Raw genomic sequence first — 6,282 nt, forward strand, 5'->3', positions numbered from 1 at the left:
GCTGTTCCTGGCCGCCATCGTGGCCGCTTTCGGGTATCTGCGGCTGGAGGAAATGGACCGCGAGCAGGAGGCCGTCAAGCGCGATGTCGAGTACGCACAGCAGCGCATGCGCCTGCGCCTGCTCGAGCGGCAGGAACAGCTGATGCGCATCTCGCGCGACATCTCCAACAAGGAAGTGGACGCCGAGGAATTCGTGGTCCGCGCCGAGTCGATGATCGCCCAGTACCCGGAGCTGCTGATCCTCACCTGGATCGACGAGCGCCGCCGCATCAAGGCCGGCTACGCCGCCCCCAGCATCACCAATGCGCAGGTACGGGTGCCCGGCGAGGTGCTGCGGCCCGGCGAAACCGAGAGCATGTACGGCCTGGCGCGCGACCTGCAGCAGCCGGTGTACTCGCAACCGATGGCCGGCCCCGACAGTTCCGGGCTGCTGCAGCTGCACGTGCCGCTGGCCGACCAGGCCAGGTTCGCCGGCGTGCTCCTGGGTGAATACTCCATCGACGGCTTGCTGCGCTTTGGCGTTCCGGCCGAAATCTCGGCCAAGTACGCGGTGTCGCTGCTCGATGGCAAGGGCCGATTGCTGGCCGGCACCACGGTGCCGCCGCGCAATCCCGCCACCCAGCTGCTGCCATGGGCGGCCCAGCCGAACGAATACGAAGTGCCGGTCTCGCCGGTGGGCAACGGGCTGGTGATCAGGGCCCAGGCTTACCGCACCTCGCTGGGCGTGATCGGCAGCGGGCTGTTCTGGCTGGTCGGCGCGCTCAGCGCCATGACCGGCTGGATGCTGATCGCCAACTGGCGCCACACGCGCCGGCGGATGCAGGCGCAAAAGGCGCTGATGGTCGAGACCAACTTCCGCCGCGCCATGGAAAACTCCATGCTGACCGGCATGCGCGCGCTCGACATGCACGGCCGCATCACCTACGTCAACGCCGCCTTCTGCCAGATGACGGGCTGGAGCGAGGCCGAGCTGGTCGGCCGCACGCCGCCCTTTCCCTACTGGCCGGAGGAAGACCGCGAGCTGCTGGCGGCGCGGCTGGACGACGAGATCCACGGCCGCACCCTGCAGGGCGGCTTCCAGGTGCGCGTCAAGCGCAAGGGCGGCAGCCTGTTCGACGCCCGCCTGTACGTCTCGCCGCTGATTGACGCGCGCGGCCACCAGACCGGCTGGATGACTTCGATGACCGACATCACCGAGCCGACCCGCATCCGCCAGCAGCTGCAGGCGTCGCACGAGCGCTTCACCACGGTGCTGGAAGCGCTCGACGCCTCGGTGTCCGTGGCGCCGCTGGGCAGCGAGGAGATCCTGTTCGCCAACAAGCTGTACCGCCTGTGGTTCGGGGCCCTGGCGGCCGGGCACCTGGGCATGGTGGCGCAGGCCGGCGTCAAGGAACAGCCGCGCACCGGCGACGAGTCGGGCGATGCCGTCGACTCGTTCGTCGGCCTGCCGACCGCCGCCTTCACCACCGCCACCTCGGAGAACGCCGAGATCTTCGTGCCGGAGCTGGGCAAGTGGCTGGAAGTGCGCTCTCGTTACCTGAACTGGGTGGACGGCCGGCTGGCGCAGATGGTGATCGCCACCGACATCACCGCGCGCCGGCACGCCGAGGAGCAGTCGGCCGCGCAGGCCGAACGCGCGCAGTCCTCCAGCCGCCTGATCACCATGGGCGAGATGGCCTCCAGCGTGGCGCACGAATTGAACCAGCCGCTGACGGCCATCACCAACTACTGCAACGGCCTGGTCACGCGCATCAAGGCGCGCCAGATCGGCGAGGATGACGTGCTGGCTGCGCTGGAGAAGACCTCGCGCCAGGCCCAGCGGGCCGGCCAGATCATCCAGCGCATCCGCAGCTTCGTGAAGCGCAGCGAACCGAACCGCACGCTGTCCGACGTCAACGTGATGGTGGCCGAGGCGCTGGAGCTGGCCGGGATCGAACTGCGCCGGCGCAACGTGCGGCTGTCGCACTACGTCGCGGCGCGCCTGCCCAGCCTGATGGTCGACCCGATCCTGATCGAGCAGGTGCTGGTGAACCTGCTGCGCAACGCGGCCGAGGCGATCGAGCAGGCCAGGCGGCCGCCGGGCCGGCGCAGCGTCGAACTGCGGGTGATCCCCAAGCAGGTCGACCAGCAGCCGGTGGTGGAGTTCTCGGTGCTCGATTCCGGCCAGGGCCTGGCGCCCGAGGTGATGGAGCGCCTCTACGAAGCCTTCTTTTCCACCAAGGTGGAAGGCATGGGAATCGGGCTGAACCTGTGCCGCAGCATCGTCGAGTCGCACCACGGCAGGATGGTGGCGGAGAACATCTACAATGGCAGTGAAGTCGCCGGCTGCCGCTTCTCCTTCTGGATACCTGTCTCCGGCGCTATCAATCCGATAGTAGGCAAGGACGCGGGGGTGACAACAGCATGAGTCTGATTCCGAAAAAGGGAACGGTCTACGTCGTCGATGACGACGAGGCGGTTCGCGACTCGCTGCAATGGCTGCTCGAAGGCAAGGACTACCGGGTCCGCTGCTTCGACTCCGCAGAATCCTTTCTTTCCCGCTACGACCCGCGCGAGGTGGCCTGCCTGATCGTCGACATCCGCATGGGCGGCATGACCGGGCTGGAGCTGCAGGATCGCCTGGTCGAGCGCAAGTCGCCGTTGCCGGTGGTGTTCATCACCGGCCATGGCGACGTGCCGATGGCGGTCAACACCATGAAGAAGGGCGCCATGGATTTCATCCAGAAGCCCTTCAAGGAAGACGAACTGGTCAGCCTGGTCGAGCGCATGCTCGAACGCGCCAAGGACACCTTCGCCGACTTCCAGAGCGCCGCCAGCCGCGACGCGCTGCTGTCCAAGCTGACGTCGCGCGAGGCGCAGGTGCTCGAGCGCATCGTCGCGGGGCGCCTCAACAAGCAAATCGCCGACGACCTGGGCATCAGCATCAAGACGGTGGAGGCGCACCGCGCCAACATCATGGAAAAGCTCAACGCGAACACGGTCGCCGACCTGCTCAAGATCGCGCTGGGCCAGCAGCCCCAGAAGACCTGAGGCTTGGCGCGCCTTGGGGTGTGCGGCTTGGCCGCACACCTTCGCATCCATGGTGCGCGGCCAAGCCGCGCACCCCACGAAGACCGATTCCATGACCGCACAACGCATCGACGGCAACGCCCTTGCCAAGACCATCCGCGAGGAAGTGGCTGGCCGCACCCAGGCCCTGAAGGCCCGCGGCGTGCAGCCGCGCCTGGCCATCATCCTGGTGGGCGACGACCCGGCCAGCCAGGTCTACACCAAGCACAAGGTCAACGACAGCACCCAGACCGGGCTGGAAGCGACGCTGGAGACTTTCCCCGCGACGCTGGCCGAGGCCGACCTGCTGGCCCGCATCCGCGAACTGAACGACGACCGGTCGGTGCACGGCATCCTGGTGCAGTTGCCGTTGCCCAGACACATGGACAGCCACAAGGTGATCGAGGCGATCGCGCCGGCCAAGGACGTCGACGGCTTCCACGTGGCCAGTGCCGGCGCCCTGATGGTGGGCCAGCCTGGCTTCTGGCCCTGCACGCCCTACGGCGCCATGAAGATGCTGGACTCCATCGGCTACGACCTGCGCGGCAAGCACGCGGTGGTGATCGGCCGCAGCAACATCGTCGGCAAGCCCATGGCCCTGATGCTGCTGGCGCGCGACGCCACCGTCACCATCTGCCACAGCCGCACCAGGGACTTGAAGGCGCTGACGCTGCAGGCCGACGTGGTGGTGGCGGCGGTCGGCAAGCGCGACGTGCTGACCGCCGACATGGTCAAGCCGGGCGCGGTGGTGATCGACGTCGGCATGAACCGCAACGACGAAGGCAAGCTGTGCGGCGACGTAGCCTACGACAGCGTGCGCGAGGTGGCCGGCTGGATCACCCCGGTGCCGGGCGGCGTCGGACCGATGACCCGGGCGATGTTGCTGGTCAACACCATCGAGGCGGCCGAGCGCACGGCCGCATAGCGGCGCGACTCACGCCGGTGGCGCTTGCCAAATCGCCGGGGCCCGGTTGAATCCCCGCGCTCTGCCGCAAAATAGGGTGGATATGAGCAATCCCCTCCTGGACTTCAACGACCTGCCCTTGTTCGACGCCGTGCGACCCGAACACGTGGTGCCGGCCCTGCAAGAGCTGCTGGCGCAGGCCGACCAGGCGCTGGCGGCGGTCACCGAGCCCGGCTTTCCGGCCGAGTGGACCGCCATGGCGCGCACGCTGGACGTCGCCACCGAGCGGCTCAGCCGCGCCTGGGGCGTGGTGGGCCACCTGAATGCCGTGGCCGACACGCCCGAGCTGCGCGCCGCCTACAACGAGGCCCTGCCCAAGGTCACCGAGTTCTTCACCCGCCTGGGCGCGGACGAGCGCCTGTACGCCAAGTACAAGGCCATAGAACCGGCCACGCTCTCGGCGGAGCAACGCCAGGCCCACAAGAACGCCGTGCGCAACTTCGCGCTGTCGGGAGCCGAGCTGGAGGGCGCGGCCAAGGAGCGCTTTGCCGTGATCCAGGAGCGGCAGGCCGAGCTGAGCCAGAAGTTCAGCGAGAACGCGCTCGACGCCACCGAGGCCTATGCCTATTACGCCGCGCAGGACGAACTCGACGGCGTGCCGGCCGACGTGATCGCCGCCGCCCGCGCCGCCGCCCAGGCCGAGGGCAAGGCCGGCCACAAGCTGACGCTGAAGATGCCCAGCTACCTGCCGGTGATGCAGTTCGGCCACAACCGCACGCTGCGCGAGCGCCTGTACCGCGCCTACGTCACGCGCGCCAGCGACCAGGGCGACCCGAAGTTCGACAACACGCCGCTGGTGCGCGAGATCCTGGCGCTGCGGCGCGAGGAGGCCCGTTTGCTGGGGTACCAGAACTTTGGCGAGGTGTCGCTGGTGCAGAAGATGGCCGAGTCGCCCAAACAGGTGGTGCAGTTCCTGCGCGACCTGGCGCACCGCGCCCGCCCGCACGCGCTCAGGGACGTCGCGGACATGCGGTCCTTCGCTGACGAGCACCTGGGGCTGGCCGACCCGCAAGCCTGGGACTGGCCTTACGTCGGCGAGAAGCTCAAGGAGGCGCGTTACTCCTTCAGCGAGCAGGAGATCAAGCAGTACTTCCCGGCGCCCAAGGTGCTGGCCGGGCTGTTCAAGATCATCGAGACCCTGTTCGAGGTGGCGATCCGCCGCGACTACGCCCCGGCGTGGCACCCGGCGGTGGAGTTCTACCGCATCGAGCGCGAAGGCAAGCTGGTCGGCCAGTTCTACCTGGACCCGTCGGCGCGCAGCGGCAAGCGCGGCGGCGCCTGGATGGACGACGTGCGGGCCCGCTGGCTGCGCCCGGACGACGGCAAGCTGCAGATGCCGGTGGCGCACCTGGTGTGCAACTTCGCCGAAGGCGCTGCGGCCAAGCCCCCGTTGCTCACGCACGACGACGTGATCACTCTCTTTCACGAGTCCGGCCACGGCCTGCACCACATGCTGACGCAGGTCAACGAGCGCGACGTCTCGGGCATCAGCGGCGTCGAATGGGACGCCGTGGAGCTGCCCAGCCAGTTCATGGAGAACTTCTGCTGGGAATGGGGCGTGCTCAAGCACATGACCGCGCACGTGGAAACCGGCGAGCCGCTGCCGCGCGAGCTGTTCGACAAGATGCTGGAAGCGAAGAACTTCCAGAGCGGGCTGGGCACGTTGCGGCAGATCGAGTTCTCGCTGCTGGACATGCTGCTGCATACCGAGCACGACCCCGACGCCGACGTCCTGCCGCTGGTGCAGCAGGTGCGCGAGGAGATCTCGGTGCTGCACCCGCCGGCGTTCAACCGGATGCTGCACACCTTCAGCCACATCTTCGCCGGCGGCTACGCGGCCGGGTACTACAGCTACAAGTGGGCCGAGGTGCTGAGCGCCGACGCTTATGCGGCGTTCGAGGAAACCGCCGGCAAGGATGGCATGCCTAGCGTGCAGACTGGCAGAAAATACCGCCAGGCCATCCTGGAGGCAGGGGGCAGCCGGCCAGCCATGGAATCGTTCAAGGCGTTCCGCGGCCGCGAGCCGACGCTGGACGCATTGCTGCGCCACCAGGGCATGGCGTGACAGGACCGAACAAAACGAGAGTGGAGGTACCGACCATGTTGTTTCCCATCCGACGGATCGCCCTGGCAAGCCTGTGGGCGGCCGCCGCGGCAGCCAGCCTGGGGGTCGGCGCCCAGCAGGTGTATCGCATCACCGGGCCGGACGGCCGCGTGACTTTCTCCGACAAGCCGCCGGAGAACGCGCGCGCCACCCCGGCGCCGGCGCC

5 protein-coding genes are annotated in these 6,282 nt (G+C 68.1%); all 5 read left to right on the forward strand.

The window, feature by feature from the left end:
• On the forward strand, positions 1-2,407 hold a 2,407-nt coding region (locus JWP65_RS18215), incomplete at its 5' end, for a PAS domain S-box protein (RefSeq protein ID WP_299766300.1).
• Positions 2,404-3,030: a response regulator transcription factor gene (locus JWP65_RS18220; RefSeq protein ID WP_299766302.1), complete on the forward strand. Its 627-nt coding sequence runs from the start codon at positions 2,404-2,406 to the stop codon at positions 3,028-3,030. The genes JWP65_RS18215 and JWP65_RS18220, both read left to right, overlap by 4 nt.
• Before the next feature lie 91 nt (positions 3,031-3,121).
• On the forward strand, positions 3,122-3,973 hold the full coding sequence (gene folD, locus JWP65_RS18225; RefSeq protein WP_299766304.1) for a bifunctional methylenetetrahydrofolate dehydrogenase/methenyltetrahydrofolate cyclohydrolase FolD: 852 nt from the start codon (positions 3,122-3,124) through the stop codon (positions 3,971-3,973).
• Between the two features lie 82 nt (positions 3,974-4,055).
• Positions 4,056-6,077, forward strand: coding sequence for a M3 family metallopeptidase (locus tag JWP65_RS18230; protein ID WP_299766306.1), 2,022 nt, complete (start codon positions 4,056-4,058; stop codon positions 6,075-6,077).
• A gap of 35 nt (positions 6,078-6,112) precedes the next feature.
• A partial coding sequence (locus JWP65_RS18235) for a DUF4124 domain-containing protein (RefSeq protein ID WP_299766308.1) occupies positions 6,113-6,282 on the forward strand: 170 nt, incomplete at its 3' end.

It is taken from the genome of Ramlibacter sp. (assembly GCF_028292805.1).
GTDB lineage: Bacteria > Pseudomonadota > Gammaproteobacteria > Burkholderiales > Burkholderiaceae_C > Ramlibacter.